The sequence below is a fragment of the Chitinophaga sp. Ak27 genome (genome assembly GCF_012726295.1).
Taxonomy (GTDB): Bacteria; Bacteroidota; Bacteroidia; order Chitinophagales; family Chitinophagaceae; genus Chitinophaga.
The window spans coordinates 250127-276780 of record NZ_JABAOB010000007.1; the positions used below are offsets into that span (position 1 = coordinate 250127).

Below are 26654 nucleotides of genomic sequence, written 5' to 3' on the forward strand. Positions count from 1 at the left end.
AATTATTTCTAAAGGCGAAATCCCTTTTTTGGAGAGGCCAGCGTTTCAGCGATTTTGTTCACCTCCTTTACACTGGGCAGGTCAGCAGTGGATTTAATCACTAATTGCTTGTTCTGGTCAATACTGTAGGCCTTCATGGATTTACTGATGATTTTAACAGCGGTCAGGTTAAGGCCCATATGGGGATCATGATTAATTCCAAAGATCACCTGGGTCTGCATTTTTTTGATTTCACTCTGCCCGGTAATCGTGCCCACCGTTAAGGGAAAGGCTTTGCTGATCATTTGCTGGTGACCGGGGTCTTTCAAATGCTGCGTCAGGATGGTGATCAGGTCTGCCTTTTCAAATTTGGGTAAATGCGTAAAGCCATGCGTATACCCCTTCTCCTCGATCTGCCGGACAAATTTTTGGATCTGCTCCGGCGTAATATGATAGTGGGCTGCATCCATGCCAGTACGAAGCTCAAATGGGTGGGCCTGTAACGCAGCCTTAGTCGGAAGGTCTGCGATAGCTAATGGGCGATCAATAAGCTGATTGGTCGTAAATCCGTGGGCCTGATGATCGATCAAATGCAAACTTTTAACATGCAAGCCGCCCAGTTGATCATAATCCAAATTAAATACACAGGCTTTATAAGGATAATGTGGGGGAGCGCCTTCAATATAAGTGAACATGATCACCGGAAATATTTGTTCCGCCTGGTGTTGGGCCGGTAGCTTGGCCACAAATTCATCCAGCCACGCTTTAATGTCATCCGACTGGATGCCACGGCCATAAAATCCTTCAGTAAAGCCCTTCTCCGTAAATTGCTTACTGATCCTCTCGATTTCTTTCTCTTCAATTTTCTCCATCACACTTTCTTTATTTTCTTATCTTTTATCTCTGGGCGGGCCAGCAGAAATGATCCTGCTCCACTAGTCTGGAGGCTATAGCCGGTTCCCTTTTTTAGGCCTGCCTTTAATGCCCTCACCGGTATGAAGCATGGCCCTTGCTTTGCCAATTCCGGGAACCTGGTCAAACCGTTGAATCATCAGTGTTTTCTGCGCCAGTTGCTCAATGTTCCCGTCACTTTTAGTTAAAGTGACTGAGCGGACCCGATACCCGCCTGGGGCTCCAAGTTCTACGGCAAAAGCAGCCACCATGTATTCCGTTTTTTGGGTATTGTAGCTGAAATGATTGATGACCACCGGATCTTTGAACATGGTGTCTTCTTCAGTATTTCTCATCACCAGACAACGCCTGATCACCTCTGCCAAGGTGCCTTGCTCCAAGCCATTGATGTGAAAGTCGGCACCCGAGTAGCCCAGCAGTCTAAATTGCCGTTCCAGCTGCTCGATCTTTTTATTTTCTTCTTCCCACATTTCCTTGCACTCAACTCAAACCTTTTCCCCGCTTAAACTTCTTTTTCCACAGCCCTTCAATTTCGTTTTTGATCGACAGGGGCTGTATATACTTAATGACCTTTGCCTGGTCAGGTATTTTTTCATTGCTATTGAACGATAGTGTTTTGAACACCGGCATCTGGATGCCCACACGCTTGCTGACCAGCTCCATTTTTTTGACCTTTAAATTCACCTGTCCATCAAAGTCCAGGGTAAAATAACACTGCGTCTGCTCTACGCCAGGTACATGATCAGCCAGGTAGGTCATGAATTTGGCGGGAAAAGGAGGGCCCTTGATCTCCCCGTAATGCCATCTTTTCAGATGTACCTCCATCATTTTGGAAAAATCCCCAAAATGAGTGGGCGGAAGATTGAAATCGCCTGTATAGCCTTTCAATTCCAGGCTACGCTGAAGCTGCTGTGCCGCCAGTTTGATATCCTGGATATTATAGGCCACCATGCGGTTTGCGACATCTCTGGGAGGTATTTGATCGTGATAACCAAAATACAATACGGCGTGATTGACTTTCCAAAAATTTCGTGGCCCAAAGTGCTTATCAATCTGCATGTTCTGAACTTTAAATCCCTTCACCTGATCATAAGCCATGACCATGGAACATTCAGTATAAATTTGGGGATCTTCTTTTATGGAAATATCCATCTGCACCAGTATCGGCAACCGCTCGTTCAAAGGGGTGTCACAATAATGTTGGTAATAATGATGCAGGAGTTGCGATAAAGGGATAGGATCTTCTAATGGCTGCATACATTGACCAATGTCATAACCCTTTGCCTTTAGCGAACGCTCTAAATCTGCCGTATGTTTCTCCCATTCCCTCATCTTCTTACTGTTTGATTCCGTACAACATTTTTACCTGATCCACATCCAGCTTACTTTTACAGCGGGACAGCGAAAGCAAGGCGTTTTCATTATTGAATTGTCTCAGGTCAGCAAAATTTTCATCCACCTTATCCCCGGCATCATTAATGATCTCCAGCCGCTTGGCATCGGTCATACTGGTGGTAAAAGAGTGGATGACCAGTGACAACTGATCCACATTTTTGACCGTTTCCTCCAGGATACCCGAGTAGACCTTCGCGATGTAATTGATCTCGCCAGCTGAAAAATTCTTGTCCTGCCGGATCAGCGACCAGGCCCGCTTATATTCCTCCACCAGCCAGGTTTGTTTTTGAATGATCTCTTTGATCCGCTTGTAATAGCTGATCAGGGACTTCACTTTGTTCAACTCCTCAAAATACTTGGCATACAGGCTGCGCTGCTTTTCCGTCCAGCTGCTGATCTCCTCCAGTTTTAATTTGGACATCACATTCTCCAATTCTTTCTGCGCATTTTGCAACCAGATGATTTTATTCTGCTGGCGCTGAATCGCCAGGTCAGCCGCCAGAATCGCCTTTTTGATCGCTGCTTTGGCCACCCACCACCAGATGGCTTGTGCTTTTTGTATCGGGCCTACGATCAGCCAGAAACCCACCAGGAGCACCAACATCACTTTTTTCATTTTCACCTCCTTCTTTTTGTCTCACCTTATGCTTTCCTAAACCTCATGACCATGGGCTTTTTCCTCATCGTCACGGCAGGATTTTTCGGTGGACTTCTCTGAATACCACCCATGTGGATCAGCCCTTGGGGCTTAAATTTGCGGGCAGCCTTAATCATACATCTGATATATCCCCCGATGATAGGATCCATTTCCCTGTTCATGTTCACCTCCGTTTCTATGTCTGAATTATCCAAATAGCCCCAGGTCCTTTTGGAGCCTGCGTTCACTCAACCGCACGTAGGCTTCATTCAATTCAAAGCCTACATATTGTCTTTGTAGTTTTCTGGCAACAAGGGCAGTGGTGCCGGCACCACTAAAGGGGTCTAGGACCGTTCCGTTTTGCGGGCATCCGGCCCTGATACAGAGATAAGGGATCTCTTCGGGGTAAGTGGCAAAGTGTGCCCCCTTATATCCTTTGGCTGCGATTGTCCACACCGATCTTTTGTTGGCCCTGGTATCAGTGGCGGGAATAATTCTTTGATTCCTTTGTTTCCTTGGCGCATTGATGCGTTGCCGCTGAAATCCTGGAATACCATTACTGTATTTATGGCGGCCTGATACCGCATTGCCCATCCTGATAACCGATGAGCATTTCAAAGCATGACTCAAGGCGTATTGATCATAATAATAGTTGGGTGATTTGCTGAACAAGAAAATATATTCATGACTTTTGGTACAACGGTCATGGACACCTTCGGGCATGGGGTTGGGTTTCTTCCAGATGATATCCTGACGCAGATATAATCCGGAGTCCCTCAAGGCCAACGCCACCAGCCATGGAATACCAATCAAGTCCTTTTCCTTGATCTTACCATAACCCGCCAGATGGCCAGTGCCCCCATAGCCACCACTGCTGGCATAGGAATCTCCAAGGTTCAGCCAGATCGTGCCGCGATCACTCAACACCCGGGTGACCTCAGCGAAAATCGCCATCAGGTTATGGACATATTCATAGGGTTCCTTTTCCTGTCCAAGTTGCCCTTGCACCTGATAGTCACGCAGCCGGAAATAAGGGGGAGAGGTCACACAACAGTCGAAAAAGTTATCCGGATAACTTTTCATACCTACCAGGCAATCCTGATGATGAATAATATTGATAGAAGGCTCCTTTTTGCACTGATCTTCCATACATGTTCTCCTTTCAAATTTTTAAAATTAAGGTTCACTTTTTTTGTCTCTCTGCTCCCTGGCCAATACTTCAATACCTCGCTGAATACTGCCAAACCTTTCTGCATATTCCATGACCTTTACCTTTTCGGTCTGCTCTGTCGTATAACTCAGATATTCTTCCGGGCTTACTTCCGTCCGGTACACCTTGGAAAGCATCCCACCCAGGGAAATAAAGACCTCCTTGTACTTCCGCCCAGGTTCATTGGCCCGGTTGACTGACAAGACCATCGCTTTTTCCTTTTCCGTGAGCCCCAGTAAATCCTGTATTTGGTCAAATTTGTTCTGGTACTTGGATTGGTCCAGCATGATCTTACAATCGGAATTGTTGATGATCGCTTGCTTGACAATGGGGCTGGAAATGATATCTTCTACTTCCTGGGTCACGACAATGGCTTCCCCGAAAAACTTCCTGACCGTTTTAAACAGGTACTTGATGTATTCAGCAAAACCCTCCCGTGCGATGGCTTTCCAGGCTTCTTCAATCAGAATCATTTTGCGGATACCTTTCAGCTTCCGCATCTTATTAATGAACACCTGCATGATGATGATCGTACAAACCGGGAACAGAACCCCATGATTTTTGATCGCATCAATTTCAAAGATCACCAGCCTTTCCTGGAGCAGATTTAAATTCTCGCGGGCATTGAGCAAATAGTCGTATTCCCCGCCTTTGTAATAAGGCCGAAGGACATAGAGAAAGTTGTTGATGTCGAAGTCTTTCTCCTTGACCTTTTCCTTGGCCAGTTCTTCTACGAAATCTTCTTTTAAGAATTCGTAAAAGGTATCAAAGCAGGGAAAGATATCAGGCCGCTTTTCCAGCTTTTCAAAATAACCCGTGATCGCATTGGATAGCGCCACATATTCCGACCGCCGGTAATCTTCTTCTTCCGACTTCCACAGGGCCAGCAGCAAGGTTTTGATGCTTTCCTTGGTTTCCGTGTCCAGGCTGTCCCCCTCGCCGATAAAAAAGGGATTAAACTTGATGGGATTATCTTCACTATACGTGAAGTAGTATCCGTTCACCATGTCGCACAGCCCTTTGTAACTGTGGCCCACATCGACCAGAACAATGTGGCATCCCTGCTCGTAATAGCTCCTCACCAAATGGTTGGTAAAGAAGGATTTTCCAGATCCAATGGTATGGGCTTACCGGGTCATTTAATTAAAAATGACCCGGTAAGCCCCGGACGGACCTAATACAAATTTGTTACGATTGGTACAGATGCCTTTTCGAAGCGGTTCATCGCTGATGTCCACGTGGATGGGCTTTCCAGTGAGCCGGTCGCCTAAGCGTAAGCCAAAAGGACTGATCGAAGATTGATAGGAAGTTTCCAGGTTTAAAAAGCAACTGGCCTGGTCGATAAAGGTGTCAAAGGTGTCGTTCTGAGGAAAAGCAGCCCCATTGCCCGGGATCCCTGCCCACCAGATCTGCGCGGCGCCAAAGGTTTCCAACTTCGCCGCTGCATCCATCTGCGCCAATCCTGAACTGACCAGGTTTTTTAAGTCTTTGAGTTGTTCCTCCTGGCTGGTCCAAACCATAATATTGAAGTGCGCCTTTACCGGGGCCCTGCCCTGGGAGATGGATTCATTCAGGAAGTCATTGGTTGCTGCATGGGAAATGGAGTTTTCGCGGCTATAAGCCGACAGGGATTGCAGGCGCAGACGTTTGGCTTCCAGCTTCTGAATGGTTTTTGCCGCATCATCAATAAAGATATACTGGTTGTAGATGTGGTTGCAACCCAATAACTGGCCCAGGGTGGAGGCGAAACCGACGCTGAACTTGGTCCGGTCGGTACTGTAACGGTCATAGTTGATCCTTGATCCGCACAGTGCCGGCAGGTCTGCGGCATCACCTAACGTATAGACCTGCACGTGTTGGTCGCCGACCCGGATGCCCGGATTAAACTGAATGTCCTTAATGCCAAAATCCTCATTTTCCGATAAGGTACAATAGCGTTCAATGAGGCCCATCGTCCTGGAATGGCTGGTGAGTTGCTCCCCTTTCAGGCGCGTCACCTTTGCAAAGCTGCTGTCTTCCAGGATGCGCTTTAGCTGTCCGCAACTGTCGGAGAAATCCTGTAAGGCCTGCGTATCCAGGGTTTGACGTGGCACAATCGAAGGCCTGATCAGGTTAGAGTACATCGACGTACTGACCTTTTTGCCTTCTGGTTTTTTGGTCAGGTACAAATAACAGGTATGCTCTAAAAATGGCCTTTCGTTAAAAAAACGGTTACTGGCCTGGCTTAAAAAACTGGTGTCGCCCTTTTCTGCTGAAGCCTGAAAGTCCGGTTTAAACTGCCGCTCTACAAACCAATCCTGCTTATGAAACACGGTATGTTTCGGCAGTACTTTTATGGCTTTGATCCAGGTTTGGTGGAACGCCTCATATTCCTGGTCACTCAGGGTAAAAATCTCCGGCAAATCCACTTTAAATACCAGGGTGAGATCACCCTGTTTACTCACGATTACATCGTGTTCCACGCCCATAATAGGCATGATTTCATCCATCCACTTTTCCATCTCACTATGTCTATTTCACTAAAGCGGCAATATTGCCTGAAGAATTGGGGTACTCTATTGGGGTTGGTTAACTTGATCATTACGGTTTTGATCTTAGGGGTTAAGGGGCTGAACTACGATCCATCTGGCGCCCGGTGGGTAGGCTGACCGTTGTATGCAGGAGGGCCCTGAACCTCTTTTTCAATCTGATTTCTTCGGATCATTTCCGGTATGGCTGTTTTGATGAGCGGCACGATTTTAATTTTCTCCGGATCGATCTTCCAGTCATAATTGCAAATCAGGGCGGTAGGGGCAAGGCCACATAAACCGGCAAAACCAATCAAGTCCAGGTCATGTAGCCTTGGAAAGCTCATCGCCACCACCTGATCAGGCATTTGAATCAGCTGGTGATACCGGTGTTCCAGGCTGACCGGCAGCTGTTGCAGGGTGTCAAAGTATTTTTCGGAAGGTTCGTACATATCCACCGACCGGAAGTGAAAGGCCTGTTCAGGGTTGTCCTTCCGATAGATTCGAAGCCGGCAGATATCGACCACGTAATCCTTTCCGCCCAGCTGCATAAGCGGGAGCTCTCCATTCAGCCGGTTGCTCAGGGCCTGATCCACATACTGGAACCCCATTTGTTCCGCTAAGCTGCTGCGGTTATAGGCCTCAATGATTGCAGGGTTAAGGCTTTTGAAACCTTGGATCAATTCCATCGGTAAGATAAACCAGGATAGTTGCTCCTCATTGATAAGGGTGATCCCTTGACCATATATCCGTTTGAGTCTACTGCTATAACGTCCATACACGGCGTCCTGCTGCTGTTTTAGGCCATCCAGATGCACGGCCCGATGAAGCTTTCCCATCTCAAACAACTGCTTTCTCTCTGTATCCAGTTCAAACAAGTCGCCATGGATGACAAACATGCCGACATAATTCACTTTGGCGGGTTGATACAGGACAATACCGCGTTCCGCATAGATGGGGAGCTGATTTTCTATCCGCCTGGAAAGCAGCCCATCAATGTAAGCGTACCCATGGTGCCCAAGGAGGCTTTGCTGATTGAACCTGATCACCTGGGCTGCAGTCGGACGATCCGTTCCGGTCAGCAAGGTTTGTGGAATGAAAAATGCCCAAATGTATTTCTCCCGGGTAAGCATATACGGTTTGGTATAAGGATAGAACTCCTTGTCCCGGGTATTGTACATGCCCGCCAGGTAGCCATCGGCAAGATCAAAGGTTCTCCCTGATCCCCATTTGATGCAAGCCCGTTGCCCTTTTAAGAGCCTTTGACTTTTATCCACTTCAAACAAATCTCCATGTATGGCCAGCATACCTTCATATTTTTCCATCGTCTTACTATTAATTTAAACCGAACTTCCTGCCTTTGCCCATGAAAGGACTCTGCGCGATCTTTTGTTCTTCTGCTCTTTTTTGATCGATCATCAGCTTTGCAGCCTGGGGGTGAACAGCAACCAGTAAAGCGCGGTGTTCTTTTTTGTAGGGATACGCACCCAACAGGTCGGTATCCTTAAAACCGCATTCCCTGGCTACCGCTACGCTATCCAGTATCCTTTCATGCGGAATATCAATAATGACACATTCATCCAGATTGACCTCTTCATGATAGGAGCGATAGGCTTTCCCGGTTTTTAAATTGAAAAAGGCATTGTAGCCTCCTTCTTGTGGAGCAAGGTCACTAAACCGCAGGATCTCTTTTGGATCGTTCACCTTAATCATTTGCCGGTTCCCCCAATCCAGTGTATATTTCCTGATACCGATTTTAATCTCCGGTAACTGACCTTGCAGCCTTTGCTCTAAATGCTCGGTACCGTAAATGTCTTTGTACCGCTCATATTGCTCTTTCCGATAAGCAGGCAGACCTTTGAAAAATTCGGTATCGGATTTACCTTTTACATAAGCAGAAGGAACGCCATAAAGAAAGCTCAGTTCACCGGGCGAAGCATAAGTCAATCCACGAACCTTCGCGACATGCAGTCCTTGTATATCGTTACCTATCGCTTCTGGAGTTGCAATATTTTTAGTCTTGGGATCATAAAGGAACCAGTACCCACCCTCCTCGATACTCATCTTGTCTGTCAGCAAGATCTTATTGTTCGGGTCTTGTGTCTCCACCAGCGCCCTTTGGATAAAGTCATAATGGAAACGGGTGCCGTCTTTCATGGTGATCTGCACGGTGTATCTACTTGCCATAGCTCACTATTCTATATTGATGACCATCCCATACCACGCCTTCATCCATGGATAAGGGTGGATCGGGTTAACAAATTCTTCTTTACCGGGTTATTTTTTTTTCTTGACCGGCCCAGCTCCCGGTAAACCTTTCTGCTATTCGATTTGATCAGTTTGGGCACCTGCCGCATGGCCATCTTTTTGAGCAGTCCATGCTCGCCATATTTCGCGCTCATGGCGTATACCTTCATCACCAAAGCGGTGCCCAGGCCACCAATCATCACCAGGCCCAGATAGACATTAATACCAAGGATATACACCACCGAAAACAAGAGCAACAGGCTTAACAGGCCACCAGCTAAATACCAGATGTACTGTGCTTTTAACCCCTTGAATTCAATGCTGCGGTTAATACCCTTATTGATTTCATACACACTGTTGGCCATAACGCTCTTTCTAAGGATGAAACAAATGGTTTGATACTTCTTTTTAACTCGTCTTTTCCAACTCCCCGGGCCCCTCCAGGGAGATTAGCCGATCAGGTAACCGGCTATCTCCCCAATGACCCTATGCTCCAGGCGGTGATCTGGGGGCACCTGGGTATCAAAATCAAAATCCTCAAAGGCCTGCTGGCAATGCCCGATCAACTGGATCATTTTATACCGGAGTACCCCGGCGGTTTTAAAATTTTTATAGTCGTCCGGGAATTCTTCCTGCAATACCATTAGCAGATACTGGTATTTTGATGGCGGCAGATCTTTAATGATCTGCTGCATGCAGGCATCCACAATTTGCTGCGCGGTTTCTCCCTGTGCGATCAGTTCATCCATTAAGGGTCGAACTAAAGTAACTCTATCCTCCAGGTAGGTCGATAGGGGTACATCGGCGGTAAACTGTTGTACCATGTCCGGATAATATTCGGCGACATAGCGCTGTAGCGCTTCTTTGAGTAATTTTTCCATCAGTCGAGTCCAAAAAAACTTTTAATAATCGTTGCCACCACCACCAGGAAGATGCAGCTACCAAACCACGAGGCGGCCACTTTGCTGGTGTCCTGGTCCCCCGAATTCCACTTCTGGTACACTTTTACGGCGCCAATCAATCCAAGAACACCGCCTACCGCGTACATGAGTGACGTACCTACACCAAAATAGCTACGGACGGCCTTGTCGGCGGCTTGTATGCCTTTGGATCCATCGGCGGTTCCCTGGGCCTGGACACCAATCTCCATCAGGAGCAGATAAGCCAGTGTGACTGTGCCCAGCACTTTTTTTTGGGATACTCCCTTGATTTTCCATCTACACATTTCTCTCTCTCATTTTAAGGTTAACTCTTGTCCCTTTCCTCAGCTCCCCGCCCAAACGGGCAGGGAGAGGGAGGTCAGGTCGGCTGTCTGCCACTGCTGCTCTACTCCGTTACGCACACACCATTCCCGCAGCTGGCAGCAGCCGATATTTTCATCACATTCTTTTTGTTCTATTCTGGCCTGCAACAGGCCACTGTTAAGACTTTCCCGGTTCTCCCTGCCTACAGGCAGGGAGTGGGAAAGCTGACCGGCAAAAAACAACTCCGGGTTGGGGTTAACACGTTGCTCAGTAGCGTGGAGCTTTAAGCGGGTCAATCACTTCAAAGGGGCTTTATTTTGGCTCTTGCTCCCCGCCTGGGGCCACAGCGGGGAACGCCAGCTAAACCGGTTCCAGATGCTTCACACCATTGTCCACAACTGCTCTACCTCACTTCTGCTTGGCATAATGGAACCATGTATCTTACATTGTGAGAGGATCAGTTCTGTGATGCCCCTGCGCAGAATATCATCCTCAATACCTGGATATCCGGCCATCAATCCACGCAATTCCTCCAGCATTTCTTCTTTGCCCAGCTCCCGGTCCACGTAATCCGGGATGGCCCTTTTGATGTGACCAATCAGGCGTTCGGCTTGCTGGAAATTCAGCTCCTCCGTTTGTTCAGGGGAAAGCCGGGCGGTTTTGCTAAAAGGATCAATGATCTCCGGCTCTATAAAGTCATCGTCTAGGTCTACCTGCCGGTTTTGAACAGGCGACTTCATTTGCCGCTGATGCCGGAGATAAAAGATCACGAGGTAGTAGATCAGTGCCAGCACCAGGATCACGGTGCCAAAATCTTTCCAGGAGTAGTTCAGAATTTTCATATCATTTCTTTTTTAGGTTAATCCGTGTGCAACCTTGTGCTGCGTTGTTTACGATACAAAAGAACCCACAACTGAAAATCTGTACAAGCAACACTTTCCCATATGGGGAAATGGTATGTGGAGTATTGCGTTGATTTTTAGCCAGTTAATTTGGAGTAAAAAATATTTGGACTAAGTACTTTTTTGTGGAAATACAGATGATCCCTATCAGAAATTAATCTCGATCCAGGCCTGTCAAAAAGTATGATCTGCTTTGATATTTACCTCAGCTGGTAAATTGTATTTAGGTGAAAACATAGTGAGGATTTCATAAATTTGGGTAGATCATATATTTATCCTATTTTCATCGCAACAATTGACAAAAAGTTCTAACTATCAGAATTTTCTGTACTTATACCCTATAGCAAAGGCACAAAGCAGACGGTTTTAATCCCTAGATTTCAAAAGCTACCAGGCAGATAATTCAACAAACACAATGTGAAGATCAGGTAAGTGTGAGTTCGATATACATTGGACTTAGAAGTAAGGATACTATTGCATCCTGGCTTCCAAGCATTTTGCGACTTAAACAATATCAAGTCCCCATTATAACCACTAAATCCCCATCTATGATCTGGGTTAAAGTTTTTATGCCCCGAAAATTTTGGTATTCCACAGTCGTATTTGGAACAATTTTCAATTTTCTGCTGTATTCCTTTACCTATGCTCAGAGCCGGAAAATTGCAATGAAGAATATCTGTGGCGTGAACTTATATCTCGATAGTGCATTGATTGCAGAGAGTGCCGACATTTCCCCTTTTTACGATACCCTGGCAAAGAAACTATTATTTACCACTGGCCACAGTCAACTCGTGTTGCATTTAGCTAATACGGATGATTCCTTTGTAGATTATGTGGCCACGGGACTCGGGCAAAAGAATGATGAAATCTACATCCTGATTAATGAGGCAAAATTTAAAGAAGATCAATTCACGGAGAAAATGATCTATAGCTTCCTCGCGCATGAACTGGGTCATATCACTCAAAATAGTTTGACCAAGGGTGGATCAAAATTGACCCCCAAAGACGAACTGGATGCTGATTATTTTTCAGGGTTCTGGTCATCACTCCACCAAATGACTAAAGCGGAAAGTCAATTCCCGTTTTCCCAGCTAGAAGCATCAAAAGATGATATTCATCCGCCTTTTGAGCCTAAACGACGGGATGCGATCGCAGATGGATGGGATGACGCAAAAAAGTCCCAATTAAAAACTCAAATGTCAGTTCTGGAAATAATTAAGCAGATTAGACTCATTAAGATGGATGATCTAATCAATTTTACGGATACTACTTATAGTGACATATTAAAACAATTTGTGGATGCAGCATGTGTGATTAGACCTGAATATAGAAAAAAAATTAAAGATAGTTCCGATACAAGAAATTTTCGTATTCATTTAAGCATTCAGTCTAATAATAAAGACATGCCTAATGATACACTAATGAGTATGATCAAAAAAGTGACCTATGGTCTTCACCATAGCTTCCGGTCCAAACATTCCCGCAATAAGAAGGATATTAAGTTTGTAAAAAGGGATTTTAGCACATCAAATTTCCAACTGATAATGGCTGGCGTATACGGAAGTTTCGATATTCCAATCGTGGTTGAATTTTTGGATGAATCCATATATACCTTCACATTTAATCTGCGAGTGAAGCCTAATAACTAATCAACTACATCCAATGTCATTTTTTTACCCTAAAATATACTTTATGAAGAAAATCAAACTTCTCTTTTTGCTGTTGATTGCAATTCCCGCTACTCAGGTTTTTTCCCAAGACCTCTGCAAAGGTGGTCCTGCGAAAGGTAATCGAAAAGTTGAAATGAAAGTCTATAAATGTGTGACAGATCTTCAAAATTCTAAACTCAAAGACACAACCATCCAAAGGCTAAAAAAGGAATATTCAGACCTTCAGGATAAATTCAATGATCTTTTCAAAAAAATGTCCGAGGATCTTAATTTGTTCACCAAAAAAGAACGTGTTTGTGAGAAGTATGGTGGAGACCTAAAAGATCTTGTTGCTAAAGCTGATTCATATACTAATACCGCTTTTGAGGCATTAGGTAAAAGCAAACCTGCTTCAGTCGGTGCAGACGACATCATTATGATCATCAAGTTACTGGACACCGTGGTTACGGAGCTGACGACCATACGCCAGAATAGCTTTTATAACCGGGTCAAATGGGCAGATTGGGAAGGAGTGCCAGACGATTATAAGAAATTGAAAGCCAAATAGCTTCATAACAAACGAAAGAGAAAGGTGTTCCAAAGAATATTGGGGCACCTTTCCTATAATTATTACAAAGCTTATTGCTTCTAATTACATTTATTTATTTTAGTCACCAAGTTGCGGGAAGAACTTTTAATAGTTTTGAATGATCTTGATTACCTTTTCCAGGGCTTCTACAGATCGCACCACATCCTTTCTTTCCGGTGAATAAGTTTTAATCCGCATGTTCTGCCAGCTCAGCTCATCTTTGCGGGGAGTGGATAACCGGGGAACCACATCTTCAAATATCGCCCGCATACTGTTGGCCGTAAGCAGTTGGGCGTCGGTAAAGCCTTTTAAAAGCAATCCCAACTGATCAGAAGACAGGTTGACCATGACTTTGTATGGTTTAGGAGGATCCATACGGGCGGATGGAAGATTGCTTAAAGGCGATATCCTGGTAGTCTTTTGTTCCAGGTACTCGATTTCTTTTTCCAGCCATCCGGTGAAATAGCTTTTAATGCTGGGATAGCGCTTGTCATAAATGGTATTGGGTTTAGCCGGGAGATGGAGCATACGCTTAAACTCAAACTTCATGTACTGGAGCTTCTCTTCCTGGGTAGGCTTGGCATCTACCCGCAGCTGCATTTCCTTGGTGAAGTAACCCAGGCTCTCAAAGGAATTAAAATTCCACACAAACAGCACTTCATGCAGCGTAGGACAGTCGGGCAGGATGGTGGTTTCTCCCCGCTCCAGCTCAATCAGGAATTCGACATGGTATTTGGCTTCCCGCAGGGTGATCAGTTCATTTTTTTCTATCCTGGCGATGAAACTAGCCAGAGCATCCATCACCATTTGGATGCTCCGCGCGGTATTTTTACCTTTTTTCAGGATACTACGCAGGGCGGGAAGCCGTTGAAGAAAGTCTGCTTTGATCAGTAACAATTCGGGTAGGGGTACACGTTCTTCCTGGGTCAGGTAACCCTGATAATGGACCTCGATAAACTGCTGGATTTCATTTAAGGTAATCCAGAGGTATTCCAGCAGGTCAGTGTATTGGTTGCTTTGCACAAGGGTAACTTCTTTGTAGGTATAGACCTTATCGATCAGCAATAGGATCGCCCGATAATATTTTCGTACCACTGTTTCCGTATGATGTTCATCCTTGATCAGCGTAATCTGGTTTCTTAGCGTTCTTAGGGAGTTTTGTTTTTCAAAAGAAATCTCTTTGATCAAATCACCTGTCCTGTCCTCTTGTAGCTGAACTTCTCCCGGTTTGAGTTTTGAGGTCAGCTCCTCCAGCCATTCAAAAGCATAAATTTTCTTCATTTTCTTTTTTCGTTTTAGAGTTTTGAAAAAAACGGAGGTAATGGACACAGAAAGGCTAAACCTGCAAAGGCTACATGAAATGGAAATCGGCAAATGATTTGATCTTTGATCGCTTGAGCGTCCTTGATCCGTTTATGTTAGCGCATGGGGGCTAAAGATTTTTCGTGGATTTTATGTTAGTCTATTAAAATTGGTTTATGGGTTTATGGGTTAAAAAATTTATTGTTTGTTAATATCAGGCTTTAAAATTAGGAATGATAATTAAACGGTAATTAACTTTCATTCTTTTATCGTTTGACTTTCTTAAAGTGAATATGTTACACCCGGACTTTGACAGGAGAATGACCATAACCCTTTCAGTTTTATGAATCATCCTCTGGCATATTTTGCGGAAACAAAGAAAAGCGAATAGGTGTTTTATGGATATTCCTCCGGATAACTGTGTGATTTTAGGTGAACTGGGTAACCGTAGGTCTGTGAACGGCCCCCGCAAATATTCTTTTCCTGTGACACTTCAAAGCTAAAGGCCTTCCTGGAACTGGCTACTAGGACAGTCGGTCTGTTATTTCAAAGATGACGAATAGAAATCTTTTGAAAATTGATATTAGTCAAGAAAATTAACGAATGGCTGAGCGCATCCTGGAGAGGGTTTCTGGCGTTACACCCAGGTAAGTGGCCAGGTCTTTACCGGGAATCCTTGCGATCAGATCGGTTTTTTTATCCAGCAAAAACCGGAATCTTTCCTCTGCATTGGATTTGCGCATACCAATTAAACGTTCTTCAGCAAGACAGAAATAGGCTTCGGTGAGTATTCGGCCGATGAGGTTAAATTCTACATGCTTTCGGTACAAATAGTTCAGATCATCATAATGGAAGCCGCAAAGTTGACAATCTTCCAGGGCTACAATAAACTCATGGCTCGCCTGCCGCTTGTAAAAGGACAGCACAGAAATCACAAAATCACCTTCCTCCATAAACAGAGAACTGATTTCTTCGCCATCTTTGAGGTAATAAGCCCGCAGTAATCCATGCTCCACGAAATACAGATAGTTACAAATTTCTCCTTCCCTTAAGATCTGCTCTTTTTTCTTAAAGGAAGTGAAGGTGATCTTGCTGGCGATATCTTCGCGCAGCTGAGGTGAGAGTTCGGAAATTTGAGAGAGGGTCGCTACGAATTTTTCCATGATTATTTTTTTGAGGGTAGCCATTGCAGGCCTGAGTTAACGAAAATCTCCCTTTAAAAATAGTCCATTTTAGCTTTTTTCTCCTACTGCAGTAAAGTTCATCGAAATGATATTTATATTAAATTCACCATTGGAATTATTGATCGTTAACCATTAATAAGAAAATTTTTGCCAACCCATTATCATTAACCTCTTAAATTGGTATAGTGCATGATCCGTAAATACAGGCATGAGATAGCCATCCAACAAGTGAAAACATATATAGACAGCAACCTCTTGGAACGCGCTTCGGTAGTTAAACTTCTGGTCATATCCTGTTTATCAGTGGATACCTCACCAAAGGCTTTAAAGAATGTTACGATGATGGTACAAAAAAATGGGCCATTTCTCAGAGAGAATGGCCCACAATGCAGATATAATTTGTTCGTATTTCTTTGATTACGCTCAACTATACTTTATTGGATCAGAGAATTTAAATACTCGGGTGTGACTTCTGGAAGCTCATACTTTTTACCAGTTTTTTTGGATTGTTCAATTTGTGTATTTAACCTATCCAAATCCTCCTTGAGAAATGAAAACAGGTCATCGGACATTTTGATTTCACTACCTGTTTTTAAAGTCGTGCTATAATGATCATTATTTAGGGAAACATGTTTGTAGAATCGATAAACAGCTGCTTTTAATTTTGCCTTTGAAGTATCGGACAACTCTGAAATGCTTTTGCCACGAGCATCAACGTTTAGAAAGCTATCTGTTTCTGCATACTGTCGTGCAGATACGGTGGTTGTAGCCGAAGTGATAGGTCCCATCAGTAAAGCGGATTCCTTTTCTTTTTTGGCACAGCCGGCCAGTGCAAATAAAAGAGCAACGGTGAGTACCTGGATATTTTTCATATGCTTAGTATTGTAGATTTAGGTTTGTAGGATCTGGGATAAAAGGGTCCCATGCTGCCTCAAGAACAACATGTGCCGCACTGGAAACCGTGCTTACCGTAAAATTCCAGCGAACAGGAACTTTGGCAAAAACACAATATGTTTTTTTACCGCTAGCGAAAGGCAAAAGAATGAGGTCCCATGTAGGCTGAAGTGGTCTTGGTTCAGCGACAGAAAGCAAAACACTTAACACATTCTGATTGCGAAGGGTTAAATCGGTACACTGGTTTCCATCTACAGCCATGTAGGCGGTACTCTCCGGTGGATTGATCAAGACTGCCGTTTGAAATTCCTTTGCATAAGTGGAGAAGCAAAGAACTGCATTTGAAACTACCAAAGACAGAAATAATAGGCAAATTTTTTTCATAGACTATTTTTAAGTTAACAATTGATTTGCATGAACAGCTAGCTTTTCGAACGGTATACAGTACAGATTAGTTTATTAAATAGGCATTAGTAGAGGCATATGTTAACAAACTGACATAACATTGGCTGTAATATTAATCAAATAGCAGGAACTTCCAAATTAATTTTGGGTCGGGTATCTGGCCCGCCCTAATTCCCAGGCGCATTCATCATACGGTATTGGGTTTTAGGCTGTCAGCATTGACGGATGATAAAAGCAGTTATTTTATCATGTAGGAAATAGACAAAGGTCGGCGCTATGAGTGGATATTGTCTGGCTGACAGTTTATCTGATAAAGCTGAACTTAAAGCCAAATTTGTAATTTAGGTTATGATCTCCGTGAGGTCTACAGTCAAGTTCTTATAATCACCACAATGCTTGATGCCAAAATCTGAGATGGACCCAACGATCAGGCTATTTATAACCATTAGGTACTAAGTTAAAAATGCGTTATTTTCAGGTTCATTACTCCATAGGTCTTTATCCTTAACGCTTTTTACCGGCCAGTGGCATGGTCTAGCAGAATTGTTTTTTATGATTAACGAATAAATGCCCCCCCGGCCTTTGATTCTTCATTGGCCGTTTTCTTGGTTCGATTTATTGATCTGGATTGCCCCCATTTTTGATGTGCTTTCCCTCGAGTAGGATTCATTTTTTGTTTACTCTACAGATATGGAAAGAAGCTGGTTCCTCCAATGGAAAGACTTTACATCTTACCGGAAAAAGATTTGTCCATTTTAGCTTTTTGAGGCCATACAAGGATACTGCGAATGTACAGCGGTTAGATTCCCTAACTTAATTCATTAAGCAATTATCATATGAAAACTCTGTTGTTCGCAGCATTCGGAGTTTTATGGTCAATTTTTGCTTTTCCTCAAAATAAACCTATAGGTATCATAACCGGCCAAATTTACAATGGGGAGTCAAAAGAAAAATTGCCTGGAGCTTCGGTGGCCTTGCTTCCCCAAGGATCTGATCAAGTCAAATATTCTGCCTCTTCAGATGCCAGCGGCAATTTTCGAATTCCTTCTATAGAGACAGGCGCATACCAGGTAGTTGTCAAATACATGGGCTATCAGCCAGTAAGCTTTTCTGTCCAATTCAGCACCTATAAGCTTACCGTCGATATCGGAGCAATTCATTTAATTAAAATTCCGATAGCCCTGAAACAGATCGATATTGTTCAAAAAAAAGCTATCGCAAAAAACACAAAAGATACGCTTGAATTCAATGCCACCTATTATCCCACCAGGGAAACAGAGGCGATGCGGGAACTTTTAAAGAAACTTCCCGGGGTTGAAATATCTTCAGATGGGACAATCAGTATTAATGGCCAGGAGGTCAAACAGATCCTGGTGGATGGGAAACCATATTTTGGAAGAAATACCAAAATGGCAACGGATAATTTGCTTTCCGGTATTGTAAAAACTATTCAGTTCATTGATCGCAAAGCGGAGTCCTATGAAATTCAAAAAGGGAATAGCGCGCAAACGGAAAAAGCCATCAACATTACATTGGAACATGATCAGTATGGAAAAGTCAATGGTCTTATTTCTGCTGCAGGAGGTGCAGATGGGAAATTTTCGTTAAGAACCAAGCTCAACAGGTTTGAAAGCCACCGTCAGATCTCCTTGATGGCAAATACAGATAATATCAATAGCCTCGATGAATATCGTGTAGGATTAAAAGGAATAAACACCAACCTTGTTAGTGGGATCAACCTTAACCAGGATTTGAGCAACCGATTAACTTTTACTGGAAGCTACTATCTGGATAACTTAAAGTCCGTAATAGAAACTAAATCCCTTCGTCAAAATTTATTTTCGGATGAGGTTTCCAATTATAGCCTGAACTCGATGGCAAAGGAACGCTCAAATGTTCACGCCATTGAAGCAAGTCTATCCTATCAAATAGACTCATTATCCACAATTCAGTTAAACAGTAGGGCTATTTTTTCGCGTGTAATCAGCGATATCGATAACAGTTATACCACGATGATAGCTCAAAATGTACAGAATAGTGGGAAAGTAGATAATAAGGCGGACGGTAGGACAGGTTATTATTTTAATAGCTTAAGCTTCAAACGACAATTTAATCGTCATGCGAAGCAACTCAAAATAGATTTAAGCTATGCTTACAACTTTAATCCCACAGAGTTAACGAATCATTCATTAACCTCTTATTTTACGCATGATACACCACATAGTACAGACACCATCAATCAATTTAGAACGCAACGAGATCGAGGATCTACATTTCAGTTTTCAGTCTCCTACCTGCGGCCTATAAATCAGGTATGGTCCTTGAATCTTGACCTGATCACAAATTATTCCACCACGAGCTCAAATAGACAGGTCAAGGGATTTGACGAATTTACTCATTCCTATGGGGTGCTTATGGATAGCCTTAGCGGTGGTATACACAATAACAATTTCTTTAACAAGGCAAAGATCAGTATTAAAGTGACGAAGAGTATATATGACCTGACCATTGGCGCCAACCTTTATTCCAATAATCAAGTAACCAATTCAATAGGTGATCATTTGGCCTATACAAGAAATTTCACTAATCTCTCGCCTGCATTTGATTTAAACCTCAGAATCAGCAAGAAATCTTTCCTTCATGCCGCTTATGACACACGCCTTTTAACACCAGATCCAGGCCAGTTATTCCAGCTGCCTGATCATACCGATCCCCTTTATATACGTCATGGAAATCCTAATCTGTTGCCAACCCTGACCCATTATTTAAACGTTGATTATAAAAGGGTCAATCCAATCAATGGTTCAACTTTCCTTGTTGCTGGCTTTTTAGGGATGTTAGAGCATCAGATGGTAAATACAAGCAGTATCGATAGTGTAGGCCGGCAATATACGTCTCTGGTCAATGCGAATGGCGCCTGGTTTACGGGAAGCTACATCTCATTAAGTTTACCTTTGAATAGGAATAGAATGACTATTGGAGGGAATAACTCATCTACAGTATTCATGGATAGAGGTTATATCAACGGCCAATTAAACAGCCTTAACCGATTTAACCTTATACAACAAGTTTTTCTTCATTACTCTCCCAAGGAAAATATGGATTTCGCGATTACAGCAAGCCTGTCCTACAATAGCACCTCGTCAAAACCTCAGCCAGCCAGCCGTACAAATTATTTTGACTATAATTTCTCCATAAACGCCAATACCTCCATTTTCTGGAACCTTTATTTTACCTCCACATGTAAGTATACTTTAAGCGCTGGCCGTGCCGATGGATACAACAATGATCGACTGATCATTAATTTTTCTTTGTCTAAACCAGTGATCAAAAATAACCGCGGACTTATAAAAGTCCAGGTATTTGATTTACTCAATCGAAACTTTGCCTACATCAGGAATGTAGGTGAAACCTATGTTGAAGACATTCAAACTAAGTCAATTAGCAGGCTGTTCTTGGTAGGATTTACATATTACCTCAAAAAGGATAACAGCGCCAAGTAAATTTGACCGGTACTGTATTCGCTAACCTTAAAAAATTAATAATGGCCCTCAAAAAAAGTCAGTTGAAGAAGATTATTGCCCTTCGCGGGGAAATTGATAAGGATCCTGTAAAGAAATATTCGGTGAATGAACTTGTGAGCATAAGTCAGCTGTCACGAGACATATTAATCAAAGGATTTAAGGAACAATACAACTTAAGCTTATATCATTATCAGCTGCACCGGTCCATGGAGTATGCTGTCGAATTATTAAATAAGGGTGAGTTGGTAAAGATGGTGGCGCTAACCTTGGGCTATAAAACCACTGGCAATTTCGCCAGGGCTTTTCACAAAATATATAAAAAGAGTCCTTCTCAATGGAGAGCTGAAAAATTACAGCAGTAATATACATCGTTTTGGATACCAGATTCAACTTGGTGGAGTAAATAAAGCATTGTAATTTACTTGAAGAATCAATACCAATGATTCCCGTTTGATCAGAAAGGATGAAGCCCTGGAGAATAATCTATAACCATTAATAGACACACATTAACCTCATGCCGGTTGAAAACTTGATTAATGTACCAATTTTAATTTTCAGCTTTCTTATTTCATAATGATGATTGCAGTGGCACTTTAGAGGCAATTACCGAAAGTAATTTACGCGAACATTAGAGGATGCCTTAGCGTGTTCTGAATACTGTTGTAGTACCTGTAATTCGATGTACGGCAATGCCTTTAATTTGTCATTGTAGAGAGAACTTCTCTCATCAAAAGTGAAAAAGGTAATAGCTGAGATCTGCACCATACTTGCAATGGAGCAATGTTTAAAGGCTGTAATTTAATTCCTGTAATCCGCTTTGGCAGGTTGCCAAGGGTAAATTGTGATCCGTAATGAATTCTAAAACATTTCGTACCCTGAGTACTGATGTGATCTCATTGCTTTATGTTAGCTTAATGCTGTATACGGCAATCTCCAAAGTTCGCACCTTTACCGAAACCCGAGAACAATTGTCATTAATGCCCCTCATGGAAAGATATTCCGATGTAGTAGCCTTTGGCCTTCCTGGTTTAGAAGTGATTATTTCGATTCTAATTTTCATTCCTCGTACTAGGCGGATAGGATTATATGCAGTTAGTGGATTAATGATTCTCTTTACTATCTATGTGGCTTACTTGATTAGATTCCATCCACATTTGCCATGCACCTGCGGAGGCTTTATTTCAGCTCTTTCCTGGCCACAACATCTCATATTTAATTCTGCATTTATTGCGTTGGGGATCCTGGCTATTTATTTGGATAAAAGGTCCAGGATAGATGCCGGCGGGAATAATTACCATTTTGTTTGAGAAAAAACGTATAGTATGAAGCAGTTTACGGTTTTTTTAGTCGTGCTTATTTTTTGCAGCTGTTCCTCAGCGCCTTTAATTAAATCCATTAAAACCGGGCATGAAGGAGAAACTATCCCAAAATTGAATTTATTGATACCTGGAAAGACTGAATATTTTCATACGGAACAACTGCCACTGGGTAAAACAAACGTCCTGTTTTATTTTTCGCCAACTTGTCCGCATTGCCGTGTACAAATGCGTACGATAGTAAGTAATATGGAGAAATTCAAAGACGTTCAATTCACCATTTTGACCATTGCTGACGTAGCCTCAACACAGCCTTTTATTGATCGGTATCGGCTAAAAGATTTTCCGAATGTAGTGGTAGGCATTGATACAGGATTTGTTTTTCCAAAATACTTCGGTTCAGCTGTGGTTCCCTTTACTGCCATCTATGGTCCTGGCGGACACTTGGACAGTGCATATGCGGGATCCATTGGACTTCAACAATTCAAAACGCTCACTCAGCATAAATCTATTGCGCAATCAATACGGTAACATTGATCAGGTTTCCGAAAGGGGAAAGCCCAAAACCCTTAGAAAAGAGTAGGCAAAGTAGTTCTATGTTTTAAAACTATTCATCATGAAAAAATTATTTTTCAGCGCAGCTGCAGTATTAGCAGTAGTTGGTTCTGCAATGGCTTTCTCTGCAAGCCCATCAGACATTCTGTTCTGTAACGATGGTAACATTACCCATGGTTGTAAAGTTGAAACTCCATTTGTTTCCTTGACAGACCATCAACTGGGTTCTGTTCAACAACGTTGTGCAGCTGCTTCAACTACTTCTCTTTGCCCAATCGTTACAGTTTATACCACTAACTGATTTCGGTAGGCCCATAAGATAAAAGCTGGCCTGAATGGTCAGCTTTTATCTTATCCCAAAAGCATTACCTGGTAGCCGGTGTAACATTAATCCTATAATTTGTTTAACATGAAAAAGTTTGCATTAAGTGGATTATTCGTTTTGGTTACTGTAGCATCTGGATTAGCTCACTCCAGCGATCCGGCAGATTGGTTGTATTGTAATGATGGCGACCCTGCGCATGGGTGTAGGGAAGAAACACCATTTGTTACCCTTGTTGATAGAGGTTTAGGAAGTAAGAATATGCGCTGCACTGTAGTTCCAACCAATACGCTCTGCCCACTTGTACCTGTGTATTATTCCTATTGACATGATATTTCCATGAGATTTGACACATTTTAATGCGTCATAAAACTTGATCGATAGTTTTCCAAGGATCATACGGTAATCATTTATATCATTTTTGAACTGGCTTTTTATTCTGCACCTAAAACATGACTTCATGAAAAGGATAGTTTTTAGTTTAATCGCAGTTATGACTTCGGTGGGCGTTGGTTTCGCCTATAACCCTCAAGATATCCTGTGGTGTAATGATGGCAATGTTACCCATGGGTGTAAAGTTGAAACGGCATTTGTCTCCCTGGTTGACAAGGGTCTTGGTAGCTCGCAACTTCGGTGTTCAGTTGGGCCAGTCAATACTTTGTGTCCGATATTAACAGTTTATTATAGCAATTGATTTGAAAGGTTATACCAGCTCCGATATTTATAAATATTGTTAAATATATAAATATGAGGGAATAGCCGAACACCCTTAGAAAAAAGTAGGCTTTTTATTCTGTTTTTGAACTTTTAATCTCATGAAAAAATTAATCTTTAGCGCAGCAGCAGTAATTGCTTTGGTAGGATCAGCAATGGCTTATTCCGCGTTGCCATCTGATATTTTATTTTGTAATGATGGCAATTTAACTCACGGTTGCCAAGTAGAAACCGCATTTGTATCCTTAAAGGATACTGGTTTGGACCATAACTCACGCCGTTGCGCTGCAGCCTCAACTACTACTCTTTGTCCTGTAGTTACTGTTTGGATTTCTAATTGATTTCAATTGCACCCAATAAGGTGGTTTCATGAAGCCACCTTATTGGATATGCCTAAATATTTACTTTTGTCTCTCTGAAATTAAAATTCCACGAAAGGTTATACTGCCTTTTAGTTTCAAATCCTCTATTTATTCTTCTAATTTCAGGCCATTGTCAACCCCTCTGAATTTGGCGGGGACACCCACAGACATCCATTTGGGCATTGCTCGATCTTTTAAGTAATGATCGAAAAATTGTTTCACCCTTATTTGATAATCCATTCTGGCGATTCTATTACTTGGGTAAATAATGTGGTTTTGGTTTTCGTATTCCAGCATCCATACTTTTTTTTGTAAACGCCTTAAAGCAATAAAGAATGATAGTCCTTGTTCATATGGGACCGATCCATCCTTGGGGTTGTGCATAATTAATAATGGGGTTGTGATTTTGTTTGCATGAAGAATGGCAGAGTTGTCAAGATAATTTTGTTGTTTATCCCATAATGTGCCCCACATTCTGAGCATTCCAATATCATAACCTACGGTTTGGCTATTGCCATATGGAGTAAAAATACTACCATACATTGCAACCAAATTTGTCATCCCCGCAAGTTCCATGGCAGCTGTAAAAACTCCGGTTTTTGTTAGGATGTAATTGGTTTCAAATCCTCCGAAACTTCCGCCATGGGCAGCAATTTTATTCTGATTTACCCAAGGTTTTTTTGTAAGATAATTAACTGCGGCCGTCACCGAATGATAGGCACTCTCACCGGATGTACTGACGCTATCAAATTTGATATCCGGCATAAAAATTAGATAATCATTACTGATATACCAGGGAAAGTTTATGTAACCGCCATTTGCTTCGGGATAATAATATTTATTGAGATTATCAGTACTCTCTGTATAATAAATAAATATAACTGGGTATTTTTTTTGCGGATCAAAATTTTGAGGCTTTAAGAGAACGCCTTCTTGCCTTTCCCCTTTGTCGTCTATATATTGATGTAGCTCAGAAGTAATCCAGTTGTATCCCTTTTCTGGGTAAACTTTTGAGACTTGTTTGAACTTTTTAAAATCTGTAGTAAGGAAGAAATTTGGTGCCGTTGATGCAGATTGCCTTGTTAGTAAATAATCTTCTGAATACTTGGCTTTCATTAGCTCATTAGGACCTAAAGTGCTGTAGTACGAATAATTCTTCTGATATTGGTAAGGCCCTTCCGATAAAAATTGCATTTTTTTTCCGCTAGAAAGTTCGAGCTTGTAAAATCCGCAACTCTTATTTTCTAAATTATAGCCTTGAAAGATTAGAATATCCCCATATTGATAAATGTTATTGCCGTTTGATCTCAATATTGTAAAGATTCGATTTGAATAATTTGGGGTGATAAAATTTACCGGTGGCATTTGTCGTTCTAGGTCGATTTCCCATACTCCTTTGAAGTCTTTTAATAGAATCTTTCGGCTATCTTGCATCCAGCCCAAAATTCCTAAAGGTGACTGCATGGATGGTATCCCATTAATGTTTCCCCAATTGGTATGGATTGAAGAAGTCAAATTTCTTACTATACCAGTTTGAACATCGTAACTTTCGTAATTCCTATTTGCGCAGTTGTAGTACACCAAATAATTCCCATTGGGCGAAATTTCAATTTCTTTTAAATAGTCCTTCGATTCCTCTTTTATAACTTTTCTTTCACCGGTAAGTGTTGACACCAGTGTTACTTTTTGTTTGGATTTTGGATTCCAATAAAACTCAGATGCGTTACCTTCTATTCGTTCAACAACGATGTAATCATCTTTTCGATTCCTGCTAAATCTACAGTTATAAGGAATCGATTCAAATTCGTTTGTGAGGGCAATCCATTTATTCTGTTTAATAGTAAAGCAATACAAATATTCCTGCTTGGCCAGGGTTGGATCCGATTGGCAGCTTTGCAGTTTTGCATCCTGATAGTTCCAAATGGTTACTTTCACGCCATTGCCAGGTTTTATGGGGCCATCTTGGTCGGATACAGAAAAAAATAATCGCTTCCCATCATTACTAAATCTGTAATGATCGTAAAAATTTGCATTGAACGTCATATCTTCCGATTTTCCTAAATCCTGTAGCGTCACCTTCATATCTTCGCCCGTGTTTAGGTCAACTATATACAACGTGGCTAATTTATAACACTCCAGAGACGAGCCCGTATAAAAGGCGATTTTATCCCCCAAATTATCGAATATTATAAAGTAGGGATTTGGCCCATGCCATAGGGACTTACTTATTTTCAATTCGGGATCGTAGATCACCAGTTCTTGTTCCCCAATTTTATCCTTGTAGTTTTGCGTAACTAACAAGGATTTTCCATCTGGGCAAGGTTGGTAGTCAGTAGCGCTGTCCAGCGTCAGCTGCTGACCGGTTTTTAGGTTTTTTAAGATCAGCCCCACAGCGATATTACCGGGATGGTAGATCAGCCATTCCGCTTTTTTAAACTTTACAAGTCCAAAGGATTCCACCCCTGGAATAGATTGGGTTTGCCCGTGCTCCAGGTTGACAATTTGTAAAGTATCTTTCACTTTCAGTATAGCCGACCTGCTGTCATCGCTGAATTTAACGGAGGTGCCATTAGGAATTCTCTTTTCCCAGTTGGTAGATGTTTTTTTGATGACCATGATGGAGGATGGATAGGGTTGGTCGTTGATTGTAAAAGAGATATACTTGCCGTCATTGGAGATACCCGGATCAGACACATAGGCCCATTTACCAAAGTCTGTGGTGTCCACTAATTTCTTTTGGGAGTAGGCCTGAAGGGAAGTTATCAAGAATAGTAACAGGAATAAAATGCGTCGTGTCATGGTTAA

Annotated in this window: 26 protein-coding genes and 1 pseudogene; 9 read left to right on the forward strand and 18 right to left on the reverse strand. The window is 42.4% G+C overall.

The genetic code is table 11. The annotated features are described in order from the left end of the window. Nucleotides 1-8: 8 nt before the first annotated feature. From HGH90_RS23160 to HGH90_RS23220, 13 genes and pseudogenes are all read right to left on the reverse strand, one after another. Entirely contained in the window at nt 9-851 is an 843-nt protein-coding gene (locus HGH90_RS23160) for a hypothetical protein (protein WP_169191950.1), read from the reverse strand. Nucleotides 852-926: 75 nt separating this feature from the next. Further along, nucleotides 927-1361 (reverse strand): hypothetical protein, encoded by a 435-nt coding sequence (locus HGH90_RS23165; RefSeq protein WP_169191951.1) that lies wholly within the window; start codon nt 1359-1361, stop codon nt 927-929. A gap of 10 nt (nt 1362-1371) precedes the next feature. Then, nucleotides 1372-2223, reverse strand: coding sequence for a hypothetical protein (locus HGH90_RS23170; protein ID WP_169191952.1), 852 nt, complete (start codon nt 2221-2223; stop codon nt 1372-1374). 4 nt (nt 2224-2227) lie between these two features. Next, nucleotides 2228-2902 carry a conjugal transfer protein TraI gene (locus HGH90_RS23175; protein WP_169192050.1) on the reverse strand — a complete coding sequence of 225 codons (675 nt, stop codon included), beginning with the start codon at nt 2900-2902 and terminating at the stop codon, nt 2228-2230. A gap of 228 nt (nt 2903-3130) precedes the next feature. After that, on the reverse strand, nt 3131-4072 hold the full coding sequence (locus HGH90_RS23180) for a DNA-methyltransferase (RefSeq protein WP_169191953.1): 942 nt from the start codon (nt 4070-4072) through the stop codon (nt 3131-3133). 27 nt (nt 4073-4099) lie between these two features. After that, nucleotides 4100-6634: pseudogene (locus tag HGH90_RS32300) on the reverse strand (TraG family conjugative transposon ATPase). Between the two features lie 113 nt (nt 6635-6747). Then, nucleotides 6748-7965: a hypothetical protein gene (locus HGH90_RS23190; RefSeq protein WP_169191954.1), complete on the reverse strand. Its 1218-nt coding sequence runs from the start codon at nt 7963-7965 to the stop codon at nt 6748-6750. Nucleotides 7966-7975: 10 nt separating this feature from the next. After that, nucleotides 7976-8827: a hypothetical protein gene (locus HGH90_RS23195; RefSeq protein WP_169191955.1), complete on the reverse strand. Its 852-nt coding sequence runs from the start codon at nt 8825-8827 to the stop codon at nt 7976-7978. Between the two features lie 41 nt (nt 8828-8868). Next, nucleotides 8869-9252 (reverse strand): DUF4133 domain-containing protein, encoded by a 384-nt coding sequence (locus tag HGH90_RS23200; RefSeq protein ID WP_169191956.1) that lies wholly within the window; start codon nt 9250-9252, stop codon nt 8869-8871. 84 nt (nt 9253-9336) lie between these two features. Further along, nucleotides 9337-9768, reverse strand: a complete 432-nt coding sequence (locus HGH90_RS23205; protein ID WP_169191957.1) for a DUF1896 family protein — start codon at nt 9766-9768, stop codon at nt 9337-9339. Then, nucleotides 9768-10112 (reverse strand): DUF4134 domain-containing protein, encoded by a 345-nt coding sequence (locus HGH90_RS23210; protein ID WP_169191958.1) that lies wholly within the window; start codon nt 10110-10112, stop codon nt 9768-9770. Before HGH90_RS23210 ends, HGH90_RS23205 begins: the two co-directional genes overlap by 1 nt. Before the next feature lie 39 nt (nt 10113-10151). After that, nucleotides 10152-10427, reverse strand: coding sequence for a hypothetical protein (locus HGH90_RS23215; RefSeq protein WP_169191959.1), 276 nt, complete (start codon nt 10425-10427; stop codon nt 10152-10154). 84 nt (nt 10428-10511) lie between these two features. After that, entirely contained in the window at nt 10512-10973 is a 462-nt protein-coding gene (locus HGH90_RS23220; RefSeq protein WP_169191960.1) for a hypothetical protein, read from the reverse strand. Between the two features lie 608 nt (nt 10974-11581). On the opposite strand from HGH90_RS23220, the gene HGH90_RS23225 reads away from it, so the two are divergent. Continuing rightward, nucleotides 11582-12682, forward strand: a complete 1101-nt coding sequence (locus tag HGH90_RS23225) for a hypothetical protein (protein WP_169191961.1) — start codon at nt 11582-11584, stop codon at nt 12680-12682. A 43-nt stretch (nt 12683-12725) separates the two neighbouring features. Continuing rightward, nucleotides 12726-13250 carry a hypothetical protein gene (locus HGH90_RS23230; RefSeq protein ID WP_169191962.1) on the forward strand — a complete coding sequence of 175 codons (525 nt, stop codon included), beginning with the start codon at nt 12726-12728 and terminating at the stop codon, nt 13248-13250. Nucleotides 13251-13376: 126 nt separating this feature from the next. Here HGH90_RS23230 and HGH90_RS23235 read toward each other — a convergent pair whose 3' ends face one another. From HGH90_RS23235 to HGH90_RS23250, 4 genes are all read right to left on the reverse strand, one after another. Beyond that, nucleotides 13377-14552: a hypothetical protein gene (locus HGH90_RS23235; protein ID WP_169191963.1), complete on the reverse strand. Its 1176-nt coding sequence runs from the start codon at nt 14550-14552 to the stop codon at nt 13377-13379. Between the two features lie 617 nt (nt 14553-15169). Beyond that, entirely contained in the window at nt 15170-15736 is a 567-nt protein-coding gene (locus tag HGH90_RS23240) for a Crp/Fnr family transcriptional regulator (protein ID WP_169191964.1), read from the reverse strand. Nucleotides 15737-16191: 455 nt separating this feature from the next. Beyond that, nucleotides 16192-16629 carry a hypothetical protein gene (locus tag HGH90_RS23245; protein ID WP_169191965.1) on the reverse strand — a complete coding sequence of 146 codons (438 nt, stop codon included), beginning with the start codon at nt 16627-16629 and terminating at the stop codon, nt 16192-16194. Between the two features lie 4 nt (nt 16630-16633). Next, the gene (locus HGH90_RS23250; RefSeq protein ID WP_169191966.1) at nt 16634-17035 is read right to left on the reverse strand and encodes a hypothetical protein; all 402 of its coding nucleotides are present in this window, start codon (nt 17033-17035) and stop codon (nt 16634-16636) included. Between the two features lie 857 nt (nt 17036-17892). On the opposite strand from HGH90_RS23250, the gene HGH90_RS23255 reads away from it, so the two are divergent. The 7 genes from HGH90_RS23255 to HGH90_RS23285 all read left to right on the forward strand — a co-directional run bounded on the left by HGH90_RS23255 (nt 17893) and on the right by HGH90_RS23285 (nt 23828). Then, on the forward strand, nt 17893-20559 hold the full coding sequence (locus tag HGH90_RS23255) for an outer membrane beta-barrel protein (RefSeq protein ID WP_169191967.1): 2667 nt from the start codon (nt 17893-17895) through the stop codon (nt 20557-20559). 41 nt (nt 20560-20600) lie between these two features. Further along, nucleotides 20601-20942 carry a helix-turn-helix domain-containing protein gene (locus HGH90_RS23260; protein WP_169191968.1) on the forward strand — a complete coding sequence of 114 codons (342 nt, stop codon included), beginning with the start codon at nt 20601-20603 and terminating at the stop codon, nt 20940-20942. A 489-nt stretch (nt 20943-21431) separates the two neighbouring features. After that, entirely contained in the window at nt 21432-21887 is a 456-nt protein-coding gene (locus HGH90_RS23265; RefSeq protein ID WP_169191969.1) for a MauE/DoxX family redox-associated membrane protein, read from the forward strand. A 15-nt stretch (nt 21888-21902) separates the two neighbouring features. Next, a complete protein-coding gene (locus HGH90_RS23270) occupies nt 21903-22427 on the forward strand; it encodes a peroxiredoxin family protein (RefSeq protein WP_169191970.1) in 525 nt (174 codons plus the stop codon). 85 nt (nt 22428-22512) lie between these two features. Further along, nucleotides 22513-22752, forward strand: a complete 240-nt coding sequence (locus tag HGH90_RS23275) for a hypothetical protein (RefSeq protein WP_169191971.1) — start codon at nt 22513-22515, stop codon at nt 22750-22752. A gap of 108 nt (nt 22753-22860) precedes the next feature. After that, nucleotides 22861-23100 (forward strand): hypothetical protein, encoded by a 240-nt coding sequence (locus HGH90_RS23280; RefSeq protein WP_169191972.1) that lies wholly within the window; start codon nt 22861-22863, stop codon nt 23098-23100. A gap of 488 nt (nt 23101-23588) precedes the next feature. Then, nucleotides 23589-23828, forward strand: coding sequence for a hypothetical protein (locus tag HGH90_RS23285; protein WP_169191973.1), 240 nt, complete (start codon nt 23589-23591; stop codon nt 23826-23828). A 129-nt stretch (nt 23829-23957) separates the two neighbouring features. On the opposite strand, the gene HGH90_RS23290 is transcribed toward HGH90_RS23285, so the two are convergent. Beyond that, nucleotides 23958-26648 carry a S9 family peptidase gene (locus HGH90_RS23290; protein ID WP_169191974.1) on the reverse strand — a complete coding sequence of 897 codons (2691 nt, stop codon included), beginning with the start codon at nt 26646-26648 and terminating at the stop codon, nt 23958-23960. Nucleotides 26649-26654: the final 6 nt, after the last annotated feature.

Bases quoted from the DNA above. Each gene is read 5' to 3' on its own strand.
- HGH90_RS23165 (WP_169191951.1), bottom strand. From the start codon at position 1,361: ATGTGGGAAGAAGAAAATAAAAAGATCGAGCAGCTGGAACGGCAATTT.
- HGH90_RS23290 (WP_169191974.1), bottom strand. From the start codon at position 26,648: ATGACACGACGCATTTTATTCCTGTTACTATTCTTGATAACTTCCCTT.
- HGH90_RS23200 (WP_169191956.1), bottom strand. From the start codon at position 9,252: ATGGCCAACAGTGTGTATGAAATCAATAAGGGTATTAACCGCAGCATT.
- HGH90_RS23270 (WP_169191970.1), top strand. From the start codon at position 21,903: ATGAAGCAGTTTACGGTTTTTTTAGTCGTGCTTATTTTTTGCAGCTGT.
- HGH90_RS23160 (WP_169191950.1), bottom strand. From the start codon at position 851: ATGGAGAAAATTGAAGAGAAAGAAATCGAGAGGATCAGTAAGCAATTT.
- HGH90_RS23265 (WP_169191969.1), top strand. From the start codon at position 21,432: ATGAATTCTAAAACATTTCGTACCCTGAGTACTGATGTGATCTCATTG.
- HGH90_RS23260 (WP_169191968.1), top strand. From the start codon at position 20,601: ATGGCCCTCAAAAAAAGTCAGTTGAAGAAGATTATTGCCCTTCGCGGG.
- HGH90_RS23255 (WP_169191967.1), top strand. From the start codon at position 17,893: ATGAAAACTCTGTTGTTCGCAGCATTCGGAGTTTTATGGTCAATTTTT.
- HGH90_RS23220 (WP_169191960.1), bottom strand. From the start codon at position 10,973: ATGAAAATTCTGAACTACTCCTGGAAAGATTTTGGCACCGTGATCCTG.
- HGH90_RS23205 (WP_169191957.1), bottom strand. From the start codon at position 9,768: ATGGAAAAATTACTCAAAGAAGCGCTACAGCGCTATGTCGCCGAATAT.
- HGH90_RS23285 (WP_169191973.1), top strand. From the start codon at position 23,589: ATGAAAAAATTAATCTTTAGCGCAGCAGCAGTAATTGCTTTGGTAGGA.
- HGH90_RS23240 (WP_169191964.1), bottom strand. From the start codon at position 15,736: ATGGAAAAATTCGTAGCGACCCTCTCTCAAATTTCCGAACTCTCACCT.
- HGH90_RS23250 (WP_169191966.1), bottom strand. From the start codon at position 17,035: ATGAAAAAAATTTGCCTATTATTTCTGTCTTTGGTAGTTTCAAATGCA.
- HGH90_RS23230 (WP_169191962.1), top strand. From the start codon at position 12,726: ATGAAGAAAATCAAACTTCTCTTTTTGCTGTTGATTGCAATTCCCGCT.
- HGH90_RS23210 (WP_169191958.1), bottom strand. From the start codon at position 10,112: ATGTGTAGATGGAAAATCAAGGGAGTATCCCAAAAAAAAGTGCTGGGC.
- HGH90_RS23235 (WP_169191963.1), bottom strand. From the start codon at position 14,552: ATGAAGAAAATTTATGCTTTTGAATGGCTGGAGGAGCTGACCTCAAAA.
- HGH90_RS23275 (WP_169191971.1), top strand. From the start codon at position 22,513: ATGAAAAAATTATTTTTCAGCGCAGCTGCAGTATTAGCAGTAGTTGGT.
- HGH90_RS23195 (WP_169191955.1), bottom strand. From the start codon at position 8,827: ATGGCAAGTAGATACACCGTGCAGATCACCATGAAAGACGGCACCCGT.
- HGH90_RS23180 (WP_169191953.1), bottom strand. From the start codon at position 4,072: ATGGAAGATCAGTGCAAAAAGGAGCCTTCTATCAATATTATTCATCAT.
- HGH90_RS23245 (WP_169191965.1), bottom strand. From the start codon at position 16,629: ATGAAAAATATCCAGGTACTCACCGTTGCTCTTTTATTTGCACTGGCC.
- HGH90_RS23170 (WP_169191952.1), bottom strand. From the start codon at position 2,223: ATGAGGGAATGGGAGAAACATACGGCAGATTTAGAGCGTTCGCTAAAG.
- HGH90_RS23225 (WP_169191961.1), top strand. From the start codon at position 11,582: ATGATCTGGGTTAAAGTTTTTATGCCCCGAAAATTTTGGTATTCCACA.
- HGH90_RS23280 (WP_169191972.1), top strand. From the start codon at position 22,861: ATGAAAAAGTTTGCATTAAGTGGATTATTCGTTTTGGTTACTGTAGCA.
- HGH90_RS23175 (WP_169192050.1), bottom strand. From the start codon at position 2,902: ATGAAAAAAGTGATGTTGGTGCTCCTGGTGGGTTTCTGGCTGATCGTA.
- HGH90_RS23190 (WP_169191954.1), bottom strand. From the start codon at position 7,965: ATGGAAAAATATGAAGGTATGCTGGCCATACATGGAGATTTGTTTGAA.